The following is a 23,117-nucleotide window of genomic DNA, read 5'->3' on the forward strand; positions in this document are numbered from 1 at the left end:
GTCAGCGGATGGGGGCAGCGCCCCCTCGGCGGGTCAAACGGCGGCTCAAGCGTCGGTTCACTCGGCAGCCAGGGCCGCGCTGCGCCGCGCTTCCGAGGCGTCCAGCGGGAACACCTTGGCGGGGTTCAGCAGCCAGTGCGGGTCGAAGACGTCCTTCACCGCCATCTGCGCCTCGAGGTCGGCGGGCGCGTATTGCGTGTGCATCAGGTCGCGCTTCTCGATCCCCACGCCGTGCTCGCCGGTCAGGCAGCCGCCGACCTCGACGCAGAGTTTCAGGATCTCCGCGCCGAAGCGCTCGCAGAGCTCGAGCTGGCCCTCCTCGTTGGCGTTGAACAGGATCAGCGGGTGCATGTTCCCGTCGCCGGCATGGAAGACGTTGGCCACCTTCAGTCCGAACTCCTCCGACATCTCGCCGATCCGGCGCAGCACATGGGGCAGCGAGGAGACCGGGATCGTGCCGTCGAGGCACATGTAGTCATTGATCTGCCCCATGGCGCCGAAGGCGGACTTGCGGCCAAGCCAGATGCGGCCCGCCTCGTCCTCGTCCCGCGCCTCGCGCAGCTCGACGGGGTTGTGGCGCTTGGCGATCTCGATGATCTTTTCGAGCTGCTCGGCGATCTCGGCCTCGGAGCCCTCGACCTCGACGATCAGCAGCGCCTCGCACATCGGGTATCCCGCCTTGGCAAAGGCCTCGCAGGCCTCGATGCAGGGCCGGTCCATGAACTCGATCGCCACCGGCAGAACGCCGGCCTTGATTATGTCCGACACGCATTCCCCGGCCACCTCGTTGGCGGCGAAACCCATCAGCACCGGGCGTGCGCCCTCGGGCTTGCGCAGGATGCGCAGCGTCGCTTCGGTGACCACGCCGAGCTGTCCCTCGGAGCCGCAGATGACGCCCAGCAGGTCGAGCCCCGGCGCGTCGAGATGCGCGCCGCCGAGTTCGATCACCGTGCCGTCCATCAGCACCATGGTCACGCCCATGAGGTTGTTTGTGGTCACGCCGTACTTGAGGCAATGCGCCCCGCCCGAGTTCATCGCGATGTTCCCGGCGATGGCGCAGGCGAGCTGCGACGAAGGGTCCGGGGCGTAGAAGAAATCTTCCTCCGCCACCGCGCCGCTGACAGAGAGGTTGGTGCGCCCGGTCTGCACGCGGATGAAGCGGTTGGCGTAATCGGTTTCCAGCACGCGGTTCATCTTGGCGACGCCGAGGATCACGCTGTCGGCGGTGGGCAGCGCGCCGCCTGCCAGCGAGGTGCCCGAGCCACGCGGCACGACAGGCACGCCTTCCTCAAAGCAGATCTTCAGCACCGCCGAGACCTCTTCGGTCGAGGACGGCAGGACCGCGCAGAGCGGCGGGCAGCGGTAGGCGGTGAGTGCGTCGCATTCATAGGCGCGGGTCTCGGACAGCTCCGAGATCACCGAACCTTCGGGCAGGACCTCCCTCAGCCGCGCGACGATCTGGTGCTTGCGCGCGAGGATGCTTGCATTGGGGGCTGGCATCTCCATCGGGGGTCTCCTCCTAGAATTGGTAAACTCATATAACCAATTTGCGCGAGGGCCAAGCATTTTTGCCATGGTGGCGCGCGCGCGGTGTCCGCGGATCTTGCGCGAGGCAAGGGAATGATAGCAGGTGGCCCCCATGACCTGGCTGAAGATCATTCACATTCTTTGCGTCATGGGGTGGATGACCTCCATCTTCGCCGTGCCGCGCGCGCTCATCTACTGGAAACGCGACTTCGCGAAGACCGGGGAATTCGGCCCGCTGGGCGATCTCACCTACCGGCTGTATCGCTTTTCCGCGGGGCTGGCGGTGATCGCTGCGATCACCGGGCTCTGGCTCGGCGTGCTCTGGGGCTTCCCGGCCTGGCTGCACGCCAAGATTGCGCTCGTGGTGCTGCTGGCGGCGCATTACGTCTGGACCGGGGTGCTGGTCGGCCGGGCCAAGCGGGGCGAGTTCCGCGAGTCGGACCTGTTCCTGCGCATCTTCAACGAGATCAGCGTGGTGGGCACGATCGCCATCCTGTGGCTGGTCGTGGCCAAGCCGTTCTGACCATGCTGCCCTCGCTCGATCCCTTCTACTATTTCTCGCCAGTCGACCTGACCGGTGTCGGGCTGCTGCTGCTCTGCTGGCTGGGCAGCTCGTGGCTGATCGAGCACCCGCCGGCGCGGCGTCCCTCGGTGACCAAGCTGATGGCGCGCTACCGGCGGCAATGGATGAGGCACTTCGTCACCCGCCAGCCGCGCATCTTCGATTCCCAGATCGTCGGCAGTCTGCGACAGAGCACCGCTTTTTTCGCCTCGACCTCGATGATCGCCATCGGCGGCATCTTCGCGCTGCTGGGCAATCCTGACCAGGTTCGGGGCGTCGCTGAGGATCTGTCGACGGGGGGCGACTCGCCGGTGATCGTCTGGGAGGCCAAGCTGCTGCTGATCCTCGCCTTCGCCGCCAACGCCTTTCTCAAGTTCGTCTGGTCGAACCGGCTGTTCGGCTATTGCTCGGTGCTGATGGGCTCGGTGCCCAATGACGACAGCCCGCTGGCCTATACCCGCGCCGCCAAGGCCGCCGAGATCAATATCTTTGCCGCGCGCAGCTACAATCGCGGATTGCGGTCGGTGTATTTTGGTATCGGCTCCACCGCCTGGCTGCTGGGGTCCTGGCCGCTGATCGTGGCGGTACTGATCACCCTGACGGTGATCCTGCGCCGCGAGTTCACCTCGCAGTCGCGCGAAGTTCTGCTCGCCAGCGAGGAAGAGTAGTCAAAAGCCTTCGAAGGCTTTTGCAACTCCCTTCGAAGGGAGTTGCGCTATGCTCGCCGCATGAAAGCTGGATTCGCTGCCCTGCTATGCCTGTCTGCGCTGCCGCTTTACGCCGCGCCGCCCGAGGTGGTCGCAGCCAAGACGTCGGGCAATGGCGATGCCCGGGTCTTCTCCGTCACGCTGGCCCATCCCGACACCGGCTGGGAGCACTATGCCGACGGATGGCGCGTGGAGGCCGAGGATGGCACCGTGCTGGGCGTGCGCGAGTTGCTACACCCGCATGAGACCGAGCAGCCCTTCACCCGCAGCCTGTCCGGCGTCGCGATCCCGGCGGGCACGCGGCGCGTCTACATCCGCGCACGCTGTCTGACCGACGGCTGGAACGAGGCGCGGACCCCGCTCGACCTGGAGTGATCAGCGCCGGCCCTCGCGCAGCCAGGCCGCGACGATGAAGCCCGCGGCCAGCAGTAGCGTCAGCCAGGCCGGCAGCAGCGGAATGCGGGTCACGTCCATGGTCTCGAAGGCTTCGCGCGGGGTGATGCCCATCCAGCCGCGCCCGGCGGCGGGGCGCCCCGCGCCGACCGCGCGGATGCTCGGCAGACCGTCCTCGATCCGTGCTTCGCCACCGCGCAGCGCGGCGACCACGGGTTCCAGCGCCTCGCCGCTCGCGATGGTCTGTTCGAATTCGCGCGGGGCGGCGGGACCGAGGCCGATCACCGCCTCCTGCTCGCCCTCCTTCAGCCGGTAGAGGCCGATTTCCGGCCCGTCGTATTCCGCTTCGAAGCGGCCGGGCGAAACCTCCTGCAGGGCCACGCTTTCCTCGGTGCCGTCGGGGCGGGTCACGGTGACCGCGCCCACGCCTTGCTCCAGCGTGCGGCGGATGATGCGCATGTGCTGGCCCGTGGCCTCGGCCCAGAGCGCCTCTTCCTCGAGCTCGGGCTCCTTCATCATCCAGTGCGCCAGTCGCCGCAGCAGGTCGAGCTGCGGGCCGCCGCCCTCGAAGCCGCGCGACCAGAGCCAGGCCTGGTCTGAGGCGATCAGCGCCACGCGCCCCTCGCCGATGCGGTCGAGCACCAGCAGCGGCTTTTCCTCGGCGCCTGACATCAGCACCTCGGCGCTGTCGTTTGGGGTGACTTCGACCTGCCGCATCCAGCGGCCCCAGCTTTCGGCGCCGCTGAGCCCGGCGGTGACGGGATGGCGCTGGCCGAGGTCGGTGACCGTGGGACGGAAGCCGCGGTCGATGACGCGGGCAGTGGGTTCGGCGGGCAGGATCTCGGCCAGAGGCGAGCGGTAGATGGAATCGGCGCTGGCGAAATCGGGCCCGGCGGCAACCAGCACCGCGCCGCCGTTCTCGACGTAGTTGCGCACGTTGTCGAGGTAGATGGCCGGTAGGATGCCGCGGCGCTTGTAGCGGTCGAAGATGATCAGGTCGAAATCCTCGATCTTCTCGAGGAAGAGCTCGCGGGTGGGGAAGGCGATCAGCGAGAGCTCGGTCACCGGCACGCCGTCTTGCTTCTCCGGCGGGCGCAGGATGGTGAAGTGCACGAGATCGACAGAGCTGTCGGATTTCAGCAGGTTCCGCCAGGTGCGGCTGCCGGCGTGGGGCTCGCCCGACACCAGCAGCACGCGCAGCCGGTCGCGCACGCCGTTGATCTGCACCAGCGCGGTGTTGTTGCGGTCTGTCAGCTCGGCCTCGCCCTCGGGGACGGTGAACTGGATGACGTTGAGCCCGCCGTGCGGCAGGGTGACGGGCAGCTCGATGTCCTGTCCGAGCGGCACGCGGTAGCTCTCGGGATCGCCGCCGTCGATCGATATCTGCAGCTCGGTCTCGGCCTCCTGCGGGGCATCCCCGTCATCCTCGACCCGCAGGGTCAGGGTGACCGGCTCGCCGAGGATGGCGAAGGCGGGGGCGTTCTTGACGATCAGGCGGCGGTCCCAGTCGGTGTCGTGGCCGGTCAGCAGCAGGTGCATCGGCGCGGGCAGCGAGGGCGCGCGTTCGAGATCGTGCAGGCGACCGTCCGACAGCAGGAAGATGCCCGCGACGCGGCCGCGCGGCTCCTCGGCCAGCGCTTCCGACAGGGCGGTCATCAGCAGCGTGCCGCTGTCGCCCTCGCCGTCGGGCACGGTGATGCGGCGCACCTCGGTGTTGGGGCGGGCGGCGATCCGGGCCTCGAGCGCGTCGGCGGTTTCGGCCGTGGTCTCCAGCCGGTCGCCGAGCCGCTGCGAGGCGCTGTGGTCCTCGAGCAGCAGCACGATGTCGGACAGCGGCGCGCGGTCTTCTTCCTGGAAGGAGGGCTGGGTGAGTGCCGCCAGCAGCACGAAGCCGGCGAAGAACCGCAGCGCCCAGCCGGGCATGCCGCGCCAGAGCGCCAGCGCCACCGAGGCCAGCGCGACGGCGCCCAGTACCCAGATCGCGGGCCAAGGCAGAAGCGGGTCGAAGACGATCTCGCCGGTCATTCGTTATGTCCGTTGGTTGGGGCGGCGGTCCCGGCGCCGGTCATTGGCCGAGCCTGTCGAGCAGCGCGGGCACGTGGACCTGGTCGGATTTGTAGTTGCCGGTCAGCACGTGCATCACCAGGTTGACCCCGAAACGGTAGGCGATCTCGCGCTGGCGTTCGCCGGCGAAGCCCGAGCCGATGCGCACCTGCGGGTTGCCGCGGCTGTCCACCGCCCAGGCCGCGGCCCAGTCGTTGCCGCCGATCACCACCGGGGTGACATTGTCGTTGAGGTTGCGGAAGGGCATGCCCTCGACCATTTCCGCATCGGGCGGCGCGGCTTCGACCCAGACGTCACGGCTGGCGTAGCGGCCGGGGAAATCCTGCAGAAGGTAGAAGGTGCGGGTCAGCACGTGGTCCTGCGGCACCGGCTCCAGCGGCGGGATGTCCAGCGGGGCGGCCAGCTCGCGCAGCTTGCGGCCCTCCGGAGAGGCGGCGCCGAAGCCCGCCACGTCGGCGTCGCGGGTGTCGAAAAGGATCATCCCGCCCGAACGCAGGTACTCGTTGAGCTTGGCGTATGCGGCAGGAGAGGGAGTTGGCTGCGATGGGGTGATCGGCCAGTAGAGCAGCGGGAAGAAGGCCAGCTCGTCGCTCTCGAGGTTCACCGCCATCGGCTCGGAGGGCTCGACCGACGTGCGGTAGAAGAGCGTGTCGGACAGGCCGCGCAGCCCGTCCTGCGCCAGCGCGTCGAGCTGGGCATCGCCGGTCACCACGTGGGCCAGCGTGACCTCGCCCGTGGCAGCCTCGGCAAAGGCATCGACGTCCGCGGAAGCGGTGCCTTGGGCACGACTTGTGCCGGGGATGGCAAACGCGCCGAGCGCCAGCGCCAGCAGCACGGCGGCGGTGCCGGGCGTGCTGGGCCGGGCGCCGCGCAGGCGACCGGAGAGCGCCAGCGAGGCGATCACATCCGCCAGCAGCAGCGCGATGGCCAGCGCCAGAAGCCAGCCGGCAAGCGGGGTTTCCCGCGGGCGACTCAGCCCCTCGACCGGCACGGTGTCGGGCCAGGTGGCGGGCTGCAGTTCGGTGTCCGCCGTCACCACGTTGCGCGCGAGGCTACGCTCTTCGCCCTGGTAGAGGCCGGGGCGCAGCTCGGGGCCAAGGGCCTCGGTCAGCAGGGCCTCGCCGGGCACGCCGGGCAGGGTGCCCGCGTCGACCACCGCCCCGAAGCCGTCGAGCACGCGGATCGGCTGCCACATGGTGCCGACCAGTTCCTCGGGTGCCGGGGTGGTCGGCATGGCCGAGATCGCCAGCCGCTCGAGCATCTGCACGAAGAGGCCCGAGAGCGGCAGGCTGGACCATTCGGCGTTGGCAGTGACGTGGAACAGCACAACCTGCCCCTGGCCGACGCGCTTGCGGGTGACCAACGGCGTACCGTCGCTGAGCTGGGCGATGACCCGGTCGGCGAGCGTCGGGTCGGGTTGGGCCATGACCTGGCTGGTGACGGTCACGTCTTCGGGGATAGCGAGCCCCTCGAAGGGGCTGCCTGCGGGGAAGGGGGCCAGCGATTTCGGCTCGCCCCAACTCATCGCGCCGCCGACCGAGCGCCCGCCAGCGCGCAGCCGCACCGGCATCAGCGGGTCCTCGCGGTCGCGCGAGAGGTCCGAGGCGGCGAGCCGCGGCCCGGCGAAGCGCAGCAGCGTGCCACCCTTCTGCAGCCAATCGGTAACGCCCTCTTCCTCGCCCGGGCCGAGCGTCGCCACGTCGGCCAGCACGATCACGTCGGGATTGGCAGGCAGCACCTCGGTCAGCGCACCGTCGAGGATGTCGACATCCTCTTCCAGCGCCTTGTGCAGGTAGTAGAGCGGCGAGAGCAGCTCGAGCCCCTCGCGGTTCTCGTTCCCGGCGATCAGCGCGACCTCACGGCGGCGCAGGCTGTCGTCGGGCAGGCTGACCGCGCCGGCGCTGCGGGCGCCGTCGATCTCGAAGCGGGTGATGCGGGCGCGCAGCTCGGCGGGAAGCGACAGGTCGAGCTCGCCCTCGGAGGCGCCGTCGGCGAAGGTCAGCGGAGCGCGGACCAGCACGGTCGGGTTGCCTGCCGGGTCGAGGCCGTGCGCGGCGATGGAGATCTCGCGCTCGCCGCCGGGGTGCAGGCGGCGGGCGGTCAGCTGCACGTGTCCGTCCTCGAAGGCGGGGGGCAGCAGGGCGGTCAGGTTGCGCGGGCTTTCGAAGACGGTGACCTGCCCATGATCCATCAGCGCGTCGAGCATCGGCTCGCGGCTTTCGCGGGCAAGCCCGTCGGACATCCAGTAGCTGTCGAAATCGCCCTCGGGCAGCATGGTGAGCGCGCGGGTGACATGCGCCTCCCCCGGCTCCCAGGGTTCTGGCTGCAGTCCGGAAAGCCGGGCGCGCAGCACGGCCGCCTGCTGGAACTGCGGCACCTCGGGTTCGGTCAGGCGCAGCACGGCGACCGGCCGCGCCTCGCGCTCGGCGCGGGACAGCAGCGCATCGAGCGCGATCTGCCGTGCGCGCCAGTCGGCGGCGGAAGACCAGCTGGCATCCATCACCACCAGCAGCGGGCCGGTGCCGGCGGTCTGCGCGTCGTCCTCGGGGTTCAGGATCGGCCCGGCGAGGCCGATGATCACCGCCGCCACGGCCAGAAGGCGCAGCAGCAGCAGCCACCAGGGGGTGCGGTCGGTGACCTGATCGTCGTCCTTCAGCCCCAGCAGCAGCACCACGCCGGGGAACATCCGCCGGATCGGTGCCGGCGGCACGGCGCGCAGGATCACCCAGAGCACCGGCAGGGCCAGCAGCCCGAGCAGCAGCCAGGGGGCGGTGAAGCCCAGGGGGCCGAGAATGGTCATCCGTGCCCTCCGTCCATCGCGCGGTACACCCAGAGCAGGGCATTCTGCGCGCTGTCACTGGTATGATGGCACAGAAATTGCCAGCCGGTTAAGCGCGATAGATGGTCAAGCCGGGCTTTTCTCTCGGCAAGACGCTCGAGATAGCGTTCGCGCAGGTCTCCGGCTTTCAGTGTCTCATGGGCCAAGGTCTTGCCCATGCTTTCAAAAATCGTCCGGCCCTTGAAGGGGAAGCTCTCTTCGGACGGATCGAGCACCTGCAGCAGCACCCCGCGCACGCCGCGGTCTGCGGCCTTGGTCAGCGCGGCCTCGACCGGGTCGAGATCGCCGAGGAAGTCCGAGACGAACATGGCGCGGGCGTGGGGGATGATGCCGCGCGCCTCGGGCTGCGCGTAATCCTCTTCACCGTCCGCAGCCAGCGCCTCGGCGAGGCGCAGCACCTGGATATCGCCGTTGCGTGGCGGCAGCGACCAGCCGGTGAAGCCGACGCGCTCGCCGCCGCGGATCAGCAGGATCGAGGCCGCCAGCGCCACCAGCCGGGCGCGGTCGCCCTTGCTTGGCAGGTCCTTGTTCGAGGTGAAGCGCATCGAGGCCCCGGTATCGACCCAGAGCTGCACGCTCTGCGCGATCTGCCATTCACGCTCGCGCACGTATTGCTCGTCGCCGCGGCCCGAGCGCCGCCAATCGATCGAGCGGTAGGTGTCGCCGGGCCGCAGCGGCCGGTATTGCCAGAAATCGTCGCCCAGCCCCGAGCGCCGCCGCCCGTGCTCGCCCAGCAGGACGGTGCCGGCCAGATGCTCGGCACGGGCCAGGAGGGCCGGAAAACGGGTGGCTTCTTCCTGCGCGCTCTGCCGGAGCTGGGCGACGGGACCTATCAAGCGGCAGCCTCGGAGGGCTCGAGCGTGCCGCAGACCTCGTCGATGATGCTGCCGAGGTCCTCGCCACGGGCGCGGGCCGAGAATGTCAGTGCCATGCGGTGCACCAGCACCGGGCGGGCCATGTCCATCACGTCCTCGGGCGAGGGTGCGAGCCGCCCCTGCAGCAGCGCGCGGGCGCGCACGGTCAGCATCAGCGCCTGCGCGGCGCGCGGGCCGGGGCCCCAGGCCACGGTGTCGCGCACCCGGGCCGAAGCCGAGGGATCGCCGGGGCGGAAGGCGCGTACCAGATCGAGAATCATCTCGACCACCGCGTCGCCCACGGGCATGCGCCGCAGCAGGTGCTGCGCGGCCATCAGCGTGGCGGGGTCAAAGACCTGATGCGCCACCGCCTCTTCTGTGCCGGTGGTGGCGAGCAGGATGTCCTTTTCGGTCTTGCGGTCGGGGTAGGCCACGTCGATCTGCACAAGGAAGCGGTCGAGCTGCGCCTCGGGCAGCGGGTAGGTGCCCTCTTGCTCGATGGGGTTCTGCGTGGCGAGCACGTGGAACGGCAGCTCGAGCGTACGCGTTTCCCCCCCGATGGTGACGGATTTTTCCTGCATGGCCTGCAACAGGGCCGACTGGGTGCGCGGCGAGGCGCGGTTGATCTCGTCTGCCATCAGCAGCTGGCAGAAGATCGGGCCCGGCAGGAACTTGAACGCGCGGCTGCCATCGGCGGCGGTTTCCAGCACCTCCGAGCCGAGGATGTCGGCGGGCATCAGGTCAGGGGTGAACTGCACGCGGTTGCCATTGAGGCCCATCACCGTCGACAGGGTTTCGACCAGCCGGGTTTTCCCGAGGCCGGGCAGGCCGATGAGCAGCGCGTGGCCGCCGCAGAGCAGCGCGGCAAGGGTCAGGTCGACGACCCGTTCCTGTCCGATGAAGCGCCGGGTGATCGCCGACTTGGCTTCGGCGAGCTTTTCTTCCAGCGCCTCAATCTCGGCGACCAGGTCTTCGGCCATGGGGGAGACTCCCTTGCGTAAATCCTTTACCGAAGAGAGTGTATCGCGGGGGTGAAGAATGGCAAAACCAATGCGCACACAAAATTACGTGACACCTTCGGCTGACGGCATTGCTGCTGCAGCGCGCGCCGCTTCGGGACGCGGGCTGCCGCCTGTCGAGCGGTGGAATCCGCCCTTCTGCGGCGATCTGGACATGCGGATCGCGCGGGACGGGACCTGGTTCTACCTTGGAACGCCGATCGGGCGCTTCGAGTTGGTGAAGCTTTTTTCGTCGATTTTGCGGAAAGATGGCGAGAAATATTTCCTGGTGACCCCGGTCGAGATGGTCGGAATCACCGTCGAGGACGCGCCCTTCGTCGCCACCGACTTCGAGGCGGAGGGTGAGGGCGAGTCGCAGGTGCTGACCTTCCAGACCCATGTGGGCGATTTCGCCGTCGCCGGGTCCGAGCATCCGATCCGCGTGGTGCGCGACCCCGAGACCGGCGAGCCCTCGCCCTACATCCTTGTGCGCCGCAATCTCGAGGCGCTGATCGACCGCAAGAGCTTCTACCGGCTGGTGGAGCTGGGCGTGCATCATGACCATGAGGGCGCGCGCTGGTTCGGCCTGTGGTCGTCGGGCACCTTCTTCCCGATGATTCCTTCGGCAGAGCTGGAGGGCTGAGCGCGCTTCACTCACTTCTCGCTTTGCGCTAGCGGCACGGGATGAGACGCTGACGCCATCAAAGGTAAGATGCGGCGGGAGACGCGTGTATGGACATGTCGAAGCAGCGCAGCGAGGCGCTGAAGGGCATCGCCCTGGGGGTCGAGGCGTTGCGCAAGGGGCTGACCGGGATTCGTGCACGGCTGAGCCCGGGCTAAGGCGTTCTTGGTTCAGTCGCCGAGCTTGGCGTGCACCTCGTCGAGGTCGATCTCGCCGATCGGCATCTTGTTCGCCGGGTTCTCGAAATCGTAGCGGAACAGATCGAAGTCGCGTTTGTAGATCTCGTAGACCAGGTGCATCGACAGGTCGTCGAAATAGTCTTCCACCGGATGCGCGCGCTTCGGCCCATGGCCCTCGGACTCGTTGAAACGGGGAATCGCCGCGAGGTCTACCGGATGACGGGTCTGCACCCGGTCCAGCACGCCCTGCATCCCCTCGTCGAACTTCTCGGTCCAGAAGATGCTGTCGTAGCGTCCGCCGTTGACGATGAAGGTCGACACATGCCCCGAGACCGCCGACCAGTGGATGTCGGGGTCCATCGGGCGGCGCCAGCGAATGGTGTCGCGCGCAAACAGCAGGAAGCGGCGGAACGAGCGGATCTGATCGAAGTCCTCCTTGCCGTCCTCGCCGCCGACCTCGATGCCGTATTTCTGCACCAGCATCGGAACGAGGTTGCCGCGGTAGCGGTTGCCATTGCGCTGAATGCCGCAGATCTTGTCGAAGAAGCTCGACAGGATGCGGCTGTATGGGTTTCGCACGCAGGTGAAGGCCGGGGCGCTGCGGGTCTTCACGTTGGCATTGATCGGATTGTGGCTCTCCTCGCGGGCCCATTTGTGCAGACCCTGATCGGCGTCATGGATGTCGCCGTCGTAGAAGCTGCCGTGGTCCGAGTAGTACATGATCTGGCCGATGGTCGAGCAGGCGCATTTCGGCACCACGCGATAGATCATGCTCTCGCTCTCGGTCATCCATGTGCCGGGAAACCCCATACCGCCTGCTCCTCGTACCGCCCGGCTTGTCGCGGGCTCCCTGGACATGCAAAAAAGCAAAAGACATCGGCCTGTACAATGTCTTCGCCGGGATAAAGGTGAAGAAGCAGGCGAAAATTGGGCGGACCTCAACCTGTGGCGAAGATTGCCTTCATATTGCTGTGCCACAAGGATCCCGAGGCGATCATCAAGCAGGCGCAGAGCCTGACCGCGGTCGGCGATTGCATGGCCATCCATTTCGACGCCAGTGCGCCGCGGGCCGACTTCGAGCGCATCCGCGCCGCGCTTGCGGACAATCCGAACGTGACCTTCGCGCGGCGGGTGAAATGTGGCTGGGGCGCCTGGTCGCTGGTGCAGGCCACTCTGAATGCCCTCGAGGCCGCACTCGACCGCTTTCCCCGCGCGACGCATTTCTACATGGTCTCGGGCGATTGCATGGCGATCAAGCCGGCGGAATTTGCACATGAACGGCTCGATGCGCGCGAGGCCGACTACATCGAGAGCGTCGATTTCTTCTCCTCCGGCTGGATCAAGACCGGCTGGAAGGAAGAGCGGTTGATCTACCGCCACATCTTCAACGAGCGCACCCAGAAGCGGCGCTTCTACGCGATGTTCGAACTGCAGAAACGGCTCGGGTTGAAGCGCAGGATCCCCGCCGACCTCGAGGTGATGATCGGCTCGCAATGGTGGTGCCTGCGCCGTCGCACGGTTGAAGCAATCCTCGAGTTCATCGCCGGGCGGCCGGACGTGCTGCGCTTCTTCCGTGGCACCTGGATCCCCGACGAGACCTTCTTCCAGACGCTGGTGCGCCACCTCGTGCCCGAGCCGGAGATCGAGAACCGCACGCTGACCTTCCTGATGTTCACGGACTACGGGATGCCGGTCACCTTCTACAACGATCACTACGACCTGCTGCTGGCGCAGGACTACCTTTTCGCCCGCAAGATCAGCCCCGGCGCGCTCGATCTCAAGCGGCGGCTCGGGGTGCTCTACTCCTCGGAGCGCGTGGCATTCCAGATCTCCGACGAGGGGCGCTCGCTCTACAAGTTCCTGACCGAGAAGGGCCGCGCCGGGCACCGCTTCGCGCCACGTTTCTGGGAGACCGAGAGCTCGCTCGGCCGCGAGCGGGAACTGCTCATCGTCGTCAGCAAGAAGTGGCACGTGGCCAAGCGGCTGATCGGGCGCATCCGTGAAGCGACCGGTCTGCCCTGCATCGACTACCTGTTCAACGAGGAGAGCTGCGATCTGCCCGACCTCGGCGGGCTGCAGTCGACCATGGACAAGCGCCACCGCCACCGCCGCGCGCTGATGCGCATGCTCTACGACTACTTCGGCAGCGACCGGCTGGTGATCTGCCTCGATCCGGGCAACCTCGACCTGATCGAGGATTTCTGTCGCGACCGTGCCACCACGCGCCTGCTGCAGATCGACTGCCAGTTCTCGGATGACTTCCTCGCCGGCCACGCCACCCGCGTCGGGCTGGCGGGCGAGCGCACCTCCGAGGCGGCGATGGCAAGGCTAGTGCCGACCATCCGCAACGACATCCTGCATGAGAGCGACGCGCTGCGCGATGCGCAGCTGCCGGGGCATGTTTACCTGCGCGAGCTTGACCCGCCCGAGGCGCAGGTGCAGGCGGTGGCGCAGTTCCTTTCGATCCCCGCCGCCCGCGCGCGGGAGATCACCTCCGACGATCAACTCTATTCCGATTGAGGGTTCCCATGGCCTACAGCTACGACGACCAGAACATTTTCGCGAAGATCCTGCGGGGCGAGATCCCCAATGACACCGTGCTCGAGACCGAGCACAGCCTCGCCTTCCGCGACATCCGCCCGCAGGCGCCGACCCATGTGCTGGTGATCCCCAGAGGTGCCTACGTCTGCTACGACGACTTCGCGCAGAACGCCTCGGATGCCGAGATCCTCGACTACACCCGCACGATCGGCAAGGTCTGCGAGATGGAGGGCGTGGCGGCGAACGGCTTCCGGCTGATCTCCAACGCCGGTGCCGAGGGCGTCCAGGAGGTGCCGCATCTGCACGTGCACATCCTCGCCGGCCGTCCGCTGGGCCGGATGCTCGAGCGCGGCTGAGATTTCCCGCCGCCGCGCGCGCGAGGCGGGCAGGACCGCCTCCGGCGGGCGTATTTGGGGAACAATGAAAGGGCGGCGCCGATCCCCCGGCGGCGCCCTTTTTGACCTTGTGCCCGGCAAGGGCGCCGCGCCCCTGGCTTCTTCTCTTTGACAAATACGCCCGCCGGAGGCGCTTCTCAGGCGGCGGGGCGGCTGCGGGTCAGCTCCAGGAAGACATCCTCGAGGTCGGCTTGCTCGGTGCGCACGTCGCGCAGGCTGATGCCATGTGCGCGTACCAGTCCCAGCACGTCCTCGGCGGTGGTCTCGCGGGCCCGGTAGCTGAGCGCGATCAGCCCGCCGTCGCGTTTCTCGGCCTTGATGCCGGGTGCCTCGGGCAGGGTGTCCGGCATGGTCTCGGGGGTGATCACCAGCGTCTTGGCGTCGATGTTGCCCAGCAGGTTCGCCGTGCTGTCGCGTGCCGCCACCTCGCCGTGGTTGATGATGGCGATCTCGTCGCACATCTCCTCGGCCTCCTCGAGGTAGTGGGTGGTGAGGATGATGGTCATGCCGCGCTCGCGGTTGAGCCGCCGAACGTTGCGCCAGAGCATCTGCCGCAGCTCGATGTCGACGCCCGCGGTGGGCTCGTCCAGCACCAGGATGTGCGGGTGGTGCACCAGCGCCTTGCCCAGCAAGAGCCGGCGGCGCATGCCGCCCGAGAGCGTTCGGGCATAGGCCTCGGCCTTGTCCTCGAGCCCCACCAGTTCGAGGATCTCCTCGGTGCGGCGGTCGCGCTTGGGCACGCCGTAGAGCCCGGCCTGCACCTCCAGCGCGCCGCGCGGGGTGAAGAAGGGATCGAGGTTCAGCTCCTGCGGCATCACCCCGATCGAGGCGCGCGACTGCCGCGGGTTGCGGTCCTGGTCCCAGCCCCAGATCGACACCTTGCCGGCGGTCTTCACCACCAGCCCGGCGAGGATGTTGATCAGCGTCGACTTGCCCGCCCCGTTCGGGCCGAGCAGGCCGAAGATCGACCCCTGGGGCACGTTCAGGTCGATACCCTTCAGCGCCTGCTTGCCACCTGCGTAGGTCTTGCGCAGCCCTTCGATGCGGATCGCGTCGTCACTCATGCCGAGCCTTGCTCCCGTGCCTCACTTGTCTCATAACGCAGGTAGTGCAAAGCCAGTGAAAAGGGAACCGGAGCATGGCCACCGAGGCGCCCGAGACCAAATTCGTCGACAGCTACCGCATCGCCTGCGACGGCGGAGAAGGGGCACTTGGCCATCCGCGCGTCTGGCTTTCGCTGCCGCATGAGACCGGCGTCGTGGAATGCCCCTATTGCGATGCGCGCTACGTGCACAAGGACCTCGAGGGCAAGGTCTGAGCGCCCGCCGGACCATCTGATCCCGGTTCATGCTCGCCGTTTTTCTCAAGGTCCTGCCGTTCTTTGCGCTGATCGGCCTCGGCTACGGGGCCGCGCGGATCAGGTTCTTTTCCGAGCAATCCGTTGCGGCGATCACCCGCTTCGTCTTCTACTTTGCCCTCTCGGCGATGCTCTTCCGCTTTTCCGCGACGCTGTCGATCTCGGAGATCTTCGATCCGCGCGTCACCTCGGCCTATCTCTTCGGCACCGCCGCGGTCTACGCGGTGGCCACGGTGATCGGCTTCATCCGGCGGCAGGACGTGCAGACCACGGCGATCGAGGCGCAATGCGCCGCGATCGGCAATACCGGCTTTCTCGGTGTGCCCATGCTGGCGGTGCTGCTGGGGCAGGCGGCGGTGGGGCCGATCATCCTGATGCTGTCGATCGACCTCATCGTCTTCTCGACGCTGCTGGTTATCCTCGTCACCGGATCTCGCGAGGGGCGGCTGACCCCGGCCACGCTGAAACGCGTCGGGCTGGGGCTGGTGCAGAACCCGATGATCGTCTCGATCGCGGCGGGGCTCTGCGTCTCGGCCTCGGGGCTGACGCTGCCCGCGCCGGTCACCGAATTCCTGACCATCCTAGGTAATGCGGCGACGCCCGGCGCGCTTTTCGCCATCGGTGCCTCGCTGGCCTCGAAGAGCGCCGAGCGGCTGGCGGTGGCGGGCTGGCTGAGTTTCTGCAAGCTGGTGCTGCATCCGGGTTTCGTGGCGCTGGGGGCGTTCCTGCTATTCCCGGTCACCGCCTACCAGGCGGCGGTAATGGTCTCGGCGGCGGCGCTGCCGGTGGCGGGCAACGTCTTTATCCTGGCACAGCATTACGGCATCGCGCCGCAGCGGGTCTCGGCGGCGATCCTCGTCTCGACCACGGCCAGTATCCTCACGGTCAGCGCGGTGATCGCCTGGGTGCATCCCTGATCCGGGCCTGAACCTTGCAGCGGCTCCGGGCGCTTTCGCTTGCGCCACGGCGATCCGGCGGGGTAGCCCTTGGGCCGAACCGGAACCGGCGCAAACAGGAGTGCCATCATGGAAATCAAATCCGAGAACCGCTGCTTCGGCGGCGTGCAGGGCGTCTACAGCCACGCCTCCGAGGCCTGCGGCTGTGACATGACCTTCGGTCTGTTCCTGCCCGAGATGGCCAAGGACATGGAGGTGCCGGTGCTTTGGTACCTCTCGGGGCTCACCTGCACTCATGAGAACGCCATGACCAAGGCCGGGGCGCAGGCCTGGGCCGCGGAGGCGGGCGTGGCGCTGGTCTTTCCCGACACGAGCCCGCGGGGCGAGGGTGTGGCGGACGACGAGGCCTACGATCTGGGCAAGGGGGCGGGCTTCTACGTCAACGCCACCGAGGCGCCCTGGGCACCGCATTTCCGCATGTGGGACTACGTGGCCGAGGAACTGCCGGCGCTGATCGGACAGGAGTTCTCGCTCGACATGGAGCGCCAGGCGATCACCGGGCACTCGATGGGCGGGCACGGCGCGCTGACACTGGCGATGGGCCTGCCGGGCCGCTTCCGATCGGTCTCGGCCTTCGCGCCGATCACCAACCCGACGCAAAGCGACTGGGGCCGCAAGCAGCTCGGTGCCTATCTCGGCGCGGACGAGAGCAAGTGGGCGGCGCATGACGCGAGCCTGCTGATGCGCGAGAAAGGCTTCGACGGTCCGGTGCTGATCGACCAGGGCGGCAGCGACCAGTTCCTGCACCTGCTCAAGCCCGAGGCGCTGGCCGAGGCGATGGCGGCGAAGCGGCAGGCGGGCAGCTTCCGCACCCAGCCGGGCTATGACCACAGCTACTTCTTCGTTTCGACCTTCATGGAAGAGCATGTCGCCTTCCACGCAGAGGCGCTTTACGCGTGACGCTCTACATCGACGCCGATGCCTGTCCGGTGAAGGAGGAGGCGGAGCGCGTGGCGACCCGCCACCGCCTGCGGATGGTGCTGGTGTCGAACGGCGGGTTGCGCCCTTCGCGCAATCCGCTGGTCGAGGTGGTCACCGTCGCCGCCGGTCCCGACGAGGCGGACATGTGGATCGCCGAGCGGGCGGGCAAGGGGGACGTGGTGGTGACCAGTGACATCCCGCTGGCGGCGCGCTGCATCGAGGGCGGCGCGCGGGTGCTGCGGCCGGACGGCGAGGTCTTCACCCCCGGCAACATCGGCGCGCAGCTGGCGATGCGCGACCTGATGCAAGATATCCGCGCTTCGGATCCTTTCTACCAGAGCGGGAAAGGCCGGAGCTTTACAAAGAATGACCGCTCCCGTTTCCTAAATGTACTAGAGCGCGAGGTGCGCGCTGCAGGGGACTAGGAAATGACAATCGAAGCTGTCGTCTTCGACATCGGGAACGTGCTCATCGAGTGGCAGCCCGAACGATATTACGATCGCCGCATAGGCGAGGAACGCAGGCGAAAGTTGTTCGCCGAGATCGACCTTCACGACATGAACGAACAGGTCGATCGCGGCGAGGACTTCCGCAGCACCGTCTACGATATGGCCGCCCGCCACCCGGACTGGCACGACGAGATCCGGCATTGGCACGACCATTGGATCGAACTTGCGAGTCCGGAGATCCCGCACTCGGTGGCCTTGCTGCGGGCGCTGCGTGCGCGCGGCGTGCCGGTTTTTGCCCTGAGCAATTTCGGCATCGGCACCTTCGAGGTCGCCGAGGAGGCCTACCCGTTCCTCAAGGAATTCGACCGCCGTTTCATCTCGGGCTACATGGGCGTCACGAAGCCCGAGGCCGAGATCTACGAACGGCTGGAGGCCGAGAGCGGTGTGGCGCCGGAGCGGCTGCTGTTTGCGGATGACCGCGCGGAGAACATCGCCGCCGCCGCCGCGCGGGGCTGGAAGGTGCATCTCTTCGACGGGCCCGAGGGCTGGGAGCGCAGCCTGATCGACCATGGGCTGCTGCCGGAGCGCGACGCCGCATGAGCTATGTGCTGGGCGCGGTTGCCGTGGCGCTGCCGCTGCTTGCGGCGCTTCCGGGGATTGGTGAACTCCGCCGCCGGAAGCTCGATAGTACCCGCCGGGCCGAAGCTCCCGGTCGCTTTGCCCGGCTGTCGCAGGGCGAGACGCATTACTGCCTGACCGGCCCCGAGGACGGGGAGCTGGTGGTCTGCATCCACGGGCTGACCGCCCCCTCGGTTGTGTTCAAGGCGCTGGCCCGGCATCTCGCGGCGCAGGGCAAGCGGGTGCTGATCTACGATCTCTACGGGCGGGGCTATTCCGACCGGCCGCGGGCGCTGCAGACACCGGGTTTCTTCACCCGCCAGTTGCACGAGCTGCTGTCGGCGCTGGAGCTGCGGGGGCCGGTTACGCTGCTGGGCTATTCGCTCGGCGCCACTGTTGCGGTGCAATTCGCCGCCGAGATGCCCGAGCGGGTCTCGCGGCTGGTTCTGCTGGCCCCGGCCGGGATCGAGTCCGAGCTCTCGCCGATCGTCGACTGGACCGCGCAGCACCGCGGCGTCGGCGACTGGCTGTTCCACATGGTGTTCCCCAAGGCGCACCGTCAGAACGTGATCGAAAGCTCGGACGCGCGCAGCGAGGTGCCCGAGGTCGACCGGATCCACCTGGCGGAGCTGGAGCGGCGCGGCTATGTGCGGTCGGTCCTGTCGAGCCTGCGCGGCTGCCTGCAGGAGCCGCAGGAGGCGCAGCACCGGCGCGTTGCCGGGCTGGGCATTCCGGTGTTGGCGATCTGGGGCGGGCAGGACCGCATGGTGCGCTCCGACGGCATGGAGCAGCTGCAGTCCTGGAACCCCTCGGTCGAGTTGCGACTGATCGAGGATGCCTGGCACGGCGTTCCGCACACCCATGCCAGTGAGGTCGCGCGGATCATCTGTGGCGATGAGACCCGGCGCGAGTTCGGCTGAACAGGCGACCGGGCCCGGGTCTTCCGTGTCCGGTCGGTCTCAGGCCGGCTGCACCACCGGTGTGCGGGGCGTCTCGCGGACCGGCAAATGGACGATCGCGCTCAGAGCACCGACGCCGACGCCGATCCACCACACCAGTGTGTAGTCGCCGTAGATGTCGTACATCCGCCCGCCGAGCCAGACGCCGAGGAAACCGCCGAGCTGGTGACTGAAGAAGACGATGCCGTAGAGCGTGCCCATGTAGCGCAGCCCGTAGAGATGCGCGACGAGACCCGAGGTCAGCGGCACGGTGGCCAGCCACAGCGAGCCCATGACCACCGAGAAGACCAGAACGCTGACCGGGGTGATCGGCAGCATGATGAACAGTCCCGCGGTGATGGTGCGGCCCAGGTAGATCAGCGCCAGAAGGTATTTACGCGGCCAACGCTTGCCGGCCCAGCCCGCCAATAGCGTGCCGCCGACGTTGGCGACGCCGATCACCGCGATCGACAGCGCGCCGAGCGCCGAGGTGCTGGTCACGCCGATGTTGGCCAGCACGCTGCCGGCGGCGATGGGGCTGCAGAGTTCGGTGACGAAGGCGGGGAAATGCGCGGTGACAAAGGCCAGCTGGTAGCCGCAGGAGAAGAAGCCGAGGAAGATCAGCGAGAACGAGGGGTCGCGGAAGGCGCGGCTCAGGATCGTGCCCATGCTCTCCTCGAGTTCGGCTTTGCTGGCGGCAGGGGCGCGCATCAGGGGCAGGAAGAGCAGCACCGCGAGGATTGCCGCGGTGAATACGAGGAAGACCTGCTGCCAGGGCATCATGCCCAGCATCCACTCGGCCACCGGCGCGCCAAAGATCTGACCGGCGCTGCCCGCGGCCGTTGCGATGGCAAGGCTCATCGAGCGGTTCTCATCCGACGAGGCGCGGCCCACCACGGCGAGGATCACCCCGAAGCCCGTGCCGGCGACGCCGAAGCCCACGAGCACCTCGTAGAGCTGGTGCTGTACCGGGCTGACGGCAAAGCTCGAGAGCACGAGGCCCGCCGCATAGACCAGCGCGCCAAGGATGATCGCCTTGCGGTCGCCGACCTTCTCGGCGATGGCGCTGAAGATCGGCTGACCGATTCCCCACGCAAGGTTCTGGATGGCGATGGCGAGGCTGAACTCGGCCCGCGGCCAGTTGAACTCCTCGGCGATCGGGATCTGGAACACGCCGAAGCTGGCGCGGATCGCGAAGGAGATCAGGATGATCAGGCAGCCCACCACAAGGACAGGCGTGAAGAGAGGGGTGCGGGTCATTTGGGAGGCTCCTGCTGCGCCGCGCAGCTTTACGGAATCTGAACGCGGGGTCAATTCGCGCTTCATGATGAAAAACATCACGAAATTGAATGAATGCGGCGGCGCGGCATCCCCAAGGCTTCGGCGGGGCCTACACAATCCTCGCGCGCCGCGCTATGGCGCGTGCATGACCACGCTGATGGACCTCTACGACGAGAAGGTGGCCGAGGGCCTGCTGCTGCGCGATCCCGCGCAGGAAGAGGCGCTTCCCCATTTCGAGCGCATCCGTACCGAGCTTGCCAAGCCGGTGAAGAAGGGCTTCTTCCGCAAGGCACCCGAGCCGCCGAAGGGGCTCTACCTCTGGGGCGGCGTCGGGCGCGGCAAGTCCATGCTCATGGACATGTTCGTCGAGAGCCTGCATGTGCCGGTGCGCCGGGTGCACTTCCATGCCTTCATGCAGGAGATGCAGTCGGAGCTGCACCGCCTGCGCGAGCAGGGCGTCGAGGACCCGGTTGTTCCGATGGCCAAGAAGGTCTCGGACGCGGTGAAGGTGCTGGCCTTCGACGAGATGCAAATCACCGACATCGGAGACGCCATGCTGGTCGGGCGGCTGTTCGAGCAGCTCTTCGCGGCGGGCACCGTGGTGGTGACCACCTCCAACCGGGTGCCGGATGATCTCTACAAGGACGGCCTCAACCGCCAGCTCTTCCTGCCGTTCATCAAGCAGATCAAGGAACGGCTCGAGGTGCGCGAGCTGGCCTCGGAAAAGGACCACCGGCAGGACCGGCTGAAGGGGGCGCAGGTCTACTTTTGCCCGGTGACCCCCGAAACGCGGGCCAAGATCGACCACATCTGGCAAGAGCTGACCCACGGCCACGAGGAAGTGCTGACCCTGCACATCAAGACCCGCAAGGTCGAGCTGCCGCGTTACTGGAACGGCGTGGCACGGGCCTCCTTCTATGACCTCTGCGGCCAGCCGCTGGGACCGGCGGACTACCTGGCGCTGGCCGACGCGGTGCGGGTGCTGGTGATCGAGGACATTCCCCGCCTTGGCCGGGGCAACTTCAACGAGGCCAAGCGTTTCGTGACGCTGGTGGACGCGCTCTACGAGGCCAAGGTGAAGCTGATCGCAAGCGCGGTGGACGAGCCCGAGAGCCTCTATGTCGAGGGCGCGGGGGCCTTCGAGTTCGAACGGACCGCCAGTCGCCTGCGCGAGATGCAGGATGCCGATTGGGGCAAACCCATCTGACTGGGGCCGTGCCCTTCGTGGCGCGCACGCAAAAAGGAAGGGTCCCGAAGGACCCTTCAAACTGCTCGTTTTTTTAAAGTCTTCTGCCTGCGATAGAAATCAACTTCGATCCCGTCGGGACCGTGGGCATGGCAGAGAATTCGGCAGCGGAAACCGCACAAAAATTCCGTGCGGTCTGTCCTGTCCCTAGGGTGCCGTCTTGGCTGGCACCGCCCCGTCGCTCTGACTGTCCCCGATGTGCTCCGCCGCGCAGATTGCAGTGAAGCAAAACCTTACACCTCTAAGCGTAGGTGACGTTCTTGTGATCCGTCAAGATATAGTTGGTTAAACGAACCCTAAGAGTCCGATTTTTTCGAACCACCACTATTAGTATCGCTAGGTCAGCCTGTTTATCAGCCGTTTTCCCGCAGCACCGCACCGGCGAGGTAGAGCGATCCGCAGATCAGGATGCGGGCGCGGGGCTCTTCGGCGGTGATCGCGGCGAGAGCGGCGGGCACGTCGGCGACCGCATGGGCGCGCAGCCCCGAGGCGCGGGCGGCGCGCGCCGTCTCCTCGGCCTCCAGCGTTGCCGGGGCATCGGGGATCGACACGGCGGTCAGGCTGTCGGCCACGGCGGCGAGCGGGCGCAGGTAGCCGCTCACGTCCTTGGTGTTCAGCATGCCGCAGACAAGATGCGTCGGGCGGCGCGGCATCCGGGCGATGTGCTCGGCCAGCGCCTCGCCCGCGGCGGGGTTGTGCCCGCCGTCGAGCCAGATCTCGGCCTGCGGCGCGGCGGCGATCAGCGGGCCTTGGGTCAGGCGCTGCATCCGTGCGGGCCAGTCGGCGGTGGTCACCGCCGCCTCGCAGGCCTCTTCGCCGAACCCGAGGTGGCGCAGCGCGGCCAGTGCGGCCCCGGCGTTCGACAGCTGGTGTTTGCCCGGCAGGTTCGGCAGCGGCAGGTCCAGCAGGCCGGTCTCGTCCTGGTAGACCATGCGGCCGCGCTCTTCCCAGACATGCCAGTGCTGACCGTGGGCCAGCAGCGGAACGCCGAGCCGGGCGGCGCGGGCCTCGATGACCTCCATCGCCTCTTCGGGCTGCGGGCCGACCACGCAGGGCACGCCGCGCTTGAGGATGCCGGCCTTTTCGCCGGCGATCTCGGCCAGTGTCTCGCCGAGGTACTGCTGGTGATCCAGCGAGATCGGCGTGAGGATGGTCAGCGCGGGCTGCTCGACCACGTTGGTGGCGTCGAGCCGGCCGCCGAGACCGGTTTCCAGCAGCGTGTAATCCGCGGGGGTGCGGGCAAAGGCCAGCAGCGCGGCGCAGGTGGTGATCTCGAAATAGGTGATCTGTTCGCGCTGGTTCTTCTCCCAGCACTCGTCGAGCACGGCGCTCAGCGCCTCCTCCGAGATCAGCTCTCCGGCCAGCCGGATGCGCTCGTGGAAGCGCACGAGGTGCGGCGAGACATAGGCATGCACGCGCTTGCCATCGGCTTCGAGACCGGCGCGGATCATTGCCTGGGTCGAGCCCTTGCCGTTGGTCCCGGCAAGGTGGATCACCGGGGGCAGGGTGCGCTCGGGATGGTCCAGCGCCTCCAGAAGCCGCCAGACCCGGTCGAGCGTCAGGTCGATGATCTTGGGGTGCAGGGACATCATCCGGTCGAGGATGGCGTC

At 67.5% G+C, this 23,117-nt stretch carries 22 protein-coding genes; 13 read left to right on the forward strand and 9 right to left on the reverse strand.

Annotated features, from left to right (window positions below):
• Positions 1–57: 57 nt before the first annotated feature.
• A complete protein-coding gene (locus tag BM397_RS16070) occupies positions 58–1,506 on the reverse strand; it encodes an FAD-linked oxidase C-terminal domain-containing protein (RefSeq protein ID WP_092425904.1) in 1,449 nt (482 codons plus the stop codon).
• Positions 1,507–1,639: 133 nt separating this feature from the next.
• Between BM397_RS16070 and BM397_RS16075 the strand changes: the two genes are divergently transcribed.
• From BM397_RS16075 to BM397_RS16085, 3 genes are read left to right on the forward strand one after another with little or no spacing between them, the layout of a single operon-like run.
• The gene (locus BM397_RS16075; protein WP_092425906.1) at positions 1,640–2,050 is read left to right on the forward strand and encodes a CopD family protein; all 411 of its coding nucleotides are present in this window, start codon (positions 1,640–1,642) and stop codon (positions 2,048–2,050) included.
• A 2-nt stretch (positions 2,051–2,052) separates the two neighbouring features.
• Entirely contained in the window at positions 2,053–2,757 is a 705-nt protein-coding gene (locus BM397_RS16080; RefSeq protein WP_092425909.1) for a DUF599 domain-containing protein, read from the forward strand.
• A gap of 60 nt (positions 2,758–2,817) precedes the next feature.
• Complete coding sequence (locus BM397_RS16085) at positions 2,818–3,171, forward strand: hypothetical protein (protein ID WP_092425912.1); 354 nt, start codon at positions 2,818–2,820, stop codon at positions 3,169–3,171.
• Here the strand turns inward: BM397_RS16085 and BM397_RS16090 are convergent, their stop codons facing one another.
• From BM397_RS16090 to BM397_RS16105, 4 genes are read right to left on the reverse strand one after another with little or no spacing between them, the layout of a single operon-like run.
• Positions 3,172–5,214 carry a glutamine amidotransferase gene (locus BM397_RS16090; RefSeq protein WP_092425916.1) on the reverse strand — a complete coding sequence of 681 codons (2,043 nt, stop codon included), beginning with the start codon at positions 5,212–5,214 and terminating at the stop codon, positions 3,172–3,174. It lies immediately after the preceding gene.
• Positions 5,215–5,254: 40 nt separating this feature from the next.
• Complete coding sequence (locus BM397_RS16095; protein ID WP_092425919.1) at positions 5,255–8,053, reverse strand: DUF4159 domain-containing protein; 2,799 nt, start codon at positions 8,051–8,053, stop codon at positions 5,255–5,257.
• Positions 8,050–8,928, reverse strand: coding sequence for a DUF58 domain-containing protein (locus BM397_RS16100; RefSeq protein WP_092425922.1), 879 nt, complete (start codon positions 8,926–8,928; stop codon positions 8,050–8,052). The genes BM397_RS16095 and BM397_RS16100 overlap by 4 nt, the downstream gene beginning before the upstream one ends.
• Positions 8,925–9,926 (reverse strand): AAA family ATPase, encoded by a 1,002-nt coding sequence (locus tag BM397_RS16105; RefSeq protein WP_092425925.1) that lies wholly within the window; start codon positions 9,924–9,926, stop codon positions 8,925–8,927. Before BM397_RS16105 ends, BM397_RS16100 begins: the two co-directional genes overlap by 4 nt.
• 70 nt (positions 9,927–9,996) lie before the next feature.
• Between BM397_RS16105 and BM397_RS16110 the strand changes: the two genes are divergently transcribed.
• Positions 9,997–10,587, forward strand: a complete 591-nt coding sequence (locus BM397_RS16110) for a DUF1285 domain-containing protein (RefSeq protein ID WP_092425927.1) — start codon at positions 9,997–9,999, stop codon at positions 10,585–10,587.
• A 209-nt stretch (positions 10,588–10,796) separates the two neighbouring features.
• Here BM397_RS16110 and BM397_RS16115 read toward each other — a convergent pair whose 3' ends face one another.
• Entirely contained in the window at positions 10,797–11,615 is an 819-nt protein-coding gene (locus tag BM397_RS16115) for a sulfotransferase family protein (protein WP_092425929.1), read from the reverse strand.
• Between the two features lie 135 nt (positions 11,616–11,750).
• Here BM397_RS16115 and BM397_RS16120 point away from each other — a divergent pair, with 135 nt between their 5' ends.
• A complete protein-coding gene (locus tag BM397_RS16120) occupies positions 11,751–13,325 on the forward strand; it encodes a DUF5928 domain-containing protein (protein WP_092425931.1) in 1,575 nt (524 codons plus the stop codon).
• An 8-nt stretch (positions 13,326–13,333) separates the two neighbouring features.
• Positions 13,334–13,702, forward strand: a complete 369-nt coding sequence (locus BM397_RS16125) for a histidine triad nucleotide-binding protein (RefSeq protein WP_092425933.1) — start codon at positions 13,334–13,336, stop codon at positions 13,700–13,702.
• 176 nt (positions 13,703–13,878) lie between these two features.
• Here BM397_RS16125 and BM397_RS16130 read toward each other — a convergent pair whose 3' ends face one another.
• The gene (locus BM397_RS16130; protein ID WP_092425936.1) at positions 13,879–14,805 is read right to left on the reverse strand and encodes an ABC transporter ATP-binding protein; all 927 of its coding nucleotides are present in this window, start codon (positions 14,803–14,805) and stop codon (positions 13,879–13,881) included.
• A gap of 74 nt (positions 14,806–14,879) precedes the next feature.
• Between BM397_RS16130 and BM397_RS16135 the strand changes: the two genes are divergently transcribed.
• The 6 genes from BM397_RS16135 (at position 14,880) to BM397_RS16160 (ending at position 18,962) form a co-directional block, all read left to right on the forward strand.
• Positions 14,880–15,059, forward strand: a complete 180-nt coding sequence (locus tag BM397_RS16135; protein WP_092425939.1) for a zinc-finger domain-containing protein — start codon at positions 14,880–14,882, stop codon at positions 15,057–15,059.
• A gap of 29 nt (positions 15,060–15,088) precedes the next feature.
• Complete coding sequence (locus tag BM397_RS16140; protein ID WP_092425941.1) at positions 15,089–16,015, forward strand: AEC family transporter; 927 nt, start codon at positions 15,089–15,091, stop codon at positions 16,013–16,015.
• Between the two features lie 108 nt (positions 16,016–16,123).
• The gene (fghA, locus tag BM397_RS16145; protein ID WP_092425944.1) at positions 16,124–16,954 is read left to right on the forward strand and encodes an S-formylglutathione hydrolase; all 831 of its coding nucleotides are present in this window, start codon (positions 16,124–16,126) and stop codon (positions 16,952–16,954) included.
• Complete coding sequence (locus BM397_RS16150) at positions 16,951–17,400, forward strand: YaiI/YqxD family protein (RefSeq protein WP_092425946.1); 450 nt, start codon at positions 16,951–16,953, stop codon at positions 17,398–17,400. The genes fghA and BM397_RS16150 overlap by 4 nt, the downstream gene beginning before the upstream one ends.
• A 3-nt stretch (positions 17,401–17,403) precedes the next feature.
• Positions 17,404–18,024 carry an HAD family hydrolase gene (locus BM397_RS16155; RefSeq protein ID WP_092425948.1) on the forward strand — a complete coding sequence of 207 codons (621 nt, stop codon included), beginning with the start codon at positions 17,404–17,406 and terminating at the stop codon, positions 18,022–18,024.
• Positions 18,021–18,962 carry an alpha/beta fold hydrolase gene (locus BM397_RS16160; protein WP_092425951.1) on the forward strand — a complete coding sequence of 314 codons (942 nt, stop codon included), beginning with the start codon at positions 18,021–18,023 and terminating at the stop codon, positions 18,960–18,962. The genes BM397_RS16155 and BM397_RS16160 overlap by 4 nt, the downstream gene beginning before the upstream one ends.
• 39 nt (positions 18,963–19,001) lie before the next feature.
• On the opposite strand, the gene BM397_RS16165 is transcribed toward BM397_RS16160, so the two are convergent.
• Positions 19,002–20,240, reverse strand: coding sequence for an MFS transporter (locus BM397_RS16165; RefSeq protein ID WP_092425953.1), 1,239 nt, complete (start codon positions 20,238–20,240; stop codon positions 19,002–19,004).
• Positions 20,241–20,406: 166 nt separating this feature from the next.
• Here BM397_RS16165 and zapE point away from each other — a divergent pair, with 166 nt between their 5' ends.
• Positions 20,407–21,468: a cell division protein ZapE gene (gene zapE, locus BM397_RS16170; RefSeq protein WP_092425955.1), complete on the forward strand. Its 1,062-nt coding sequence runs from the start codon at positions 20,407–20,409 to the stop codon at positions 21,466–21,468.
• A 392-nt stretch (positions 21,469–21,860) separates the two neighbouring features.
• Here the strand turns inward: zapE and BM397_RS16175 are convergent, their stop codons facing one another.
• A complete protein-coding gene (locus BM397_RS16175) occupies positions 21,861–23,099 on the reverse strand; it encodes a bifunctional folylpolyglutamate synthase/dihydrofolate synthase (RefSeq protein WP_092426237.1) in 1,239 nt (412 codons plus the stop codon).
• Positions 23,100–23,117: the final 18 nt, after the last annotated feature.

The organism is Alloyangia pacifica (genome assembly GCF_900116195.1).
GTDB lineage: Bacteria > Pseudomonadota > Alphaproteobacteria > Rhodobacterales > Rhodobacteraceae > Salipiger > Salipiger pacificus.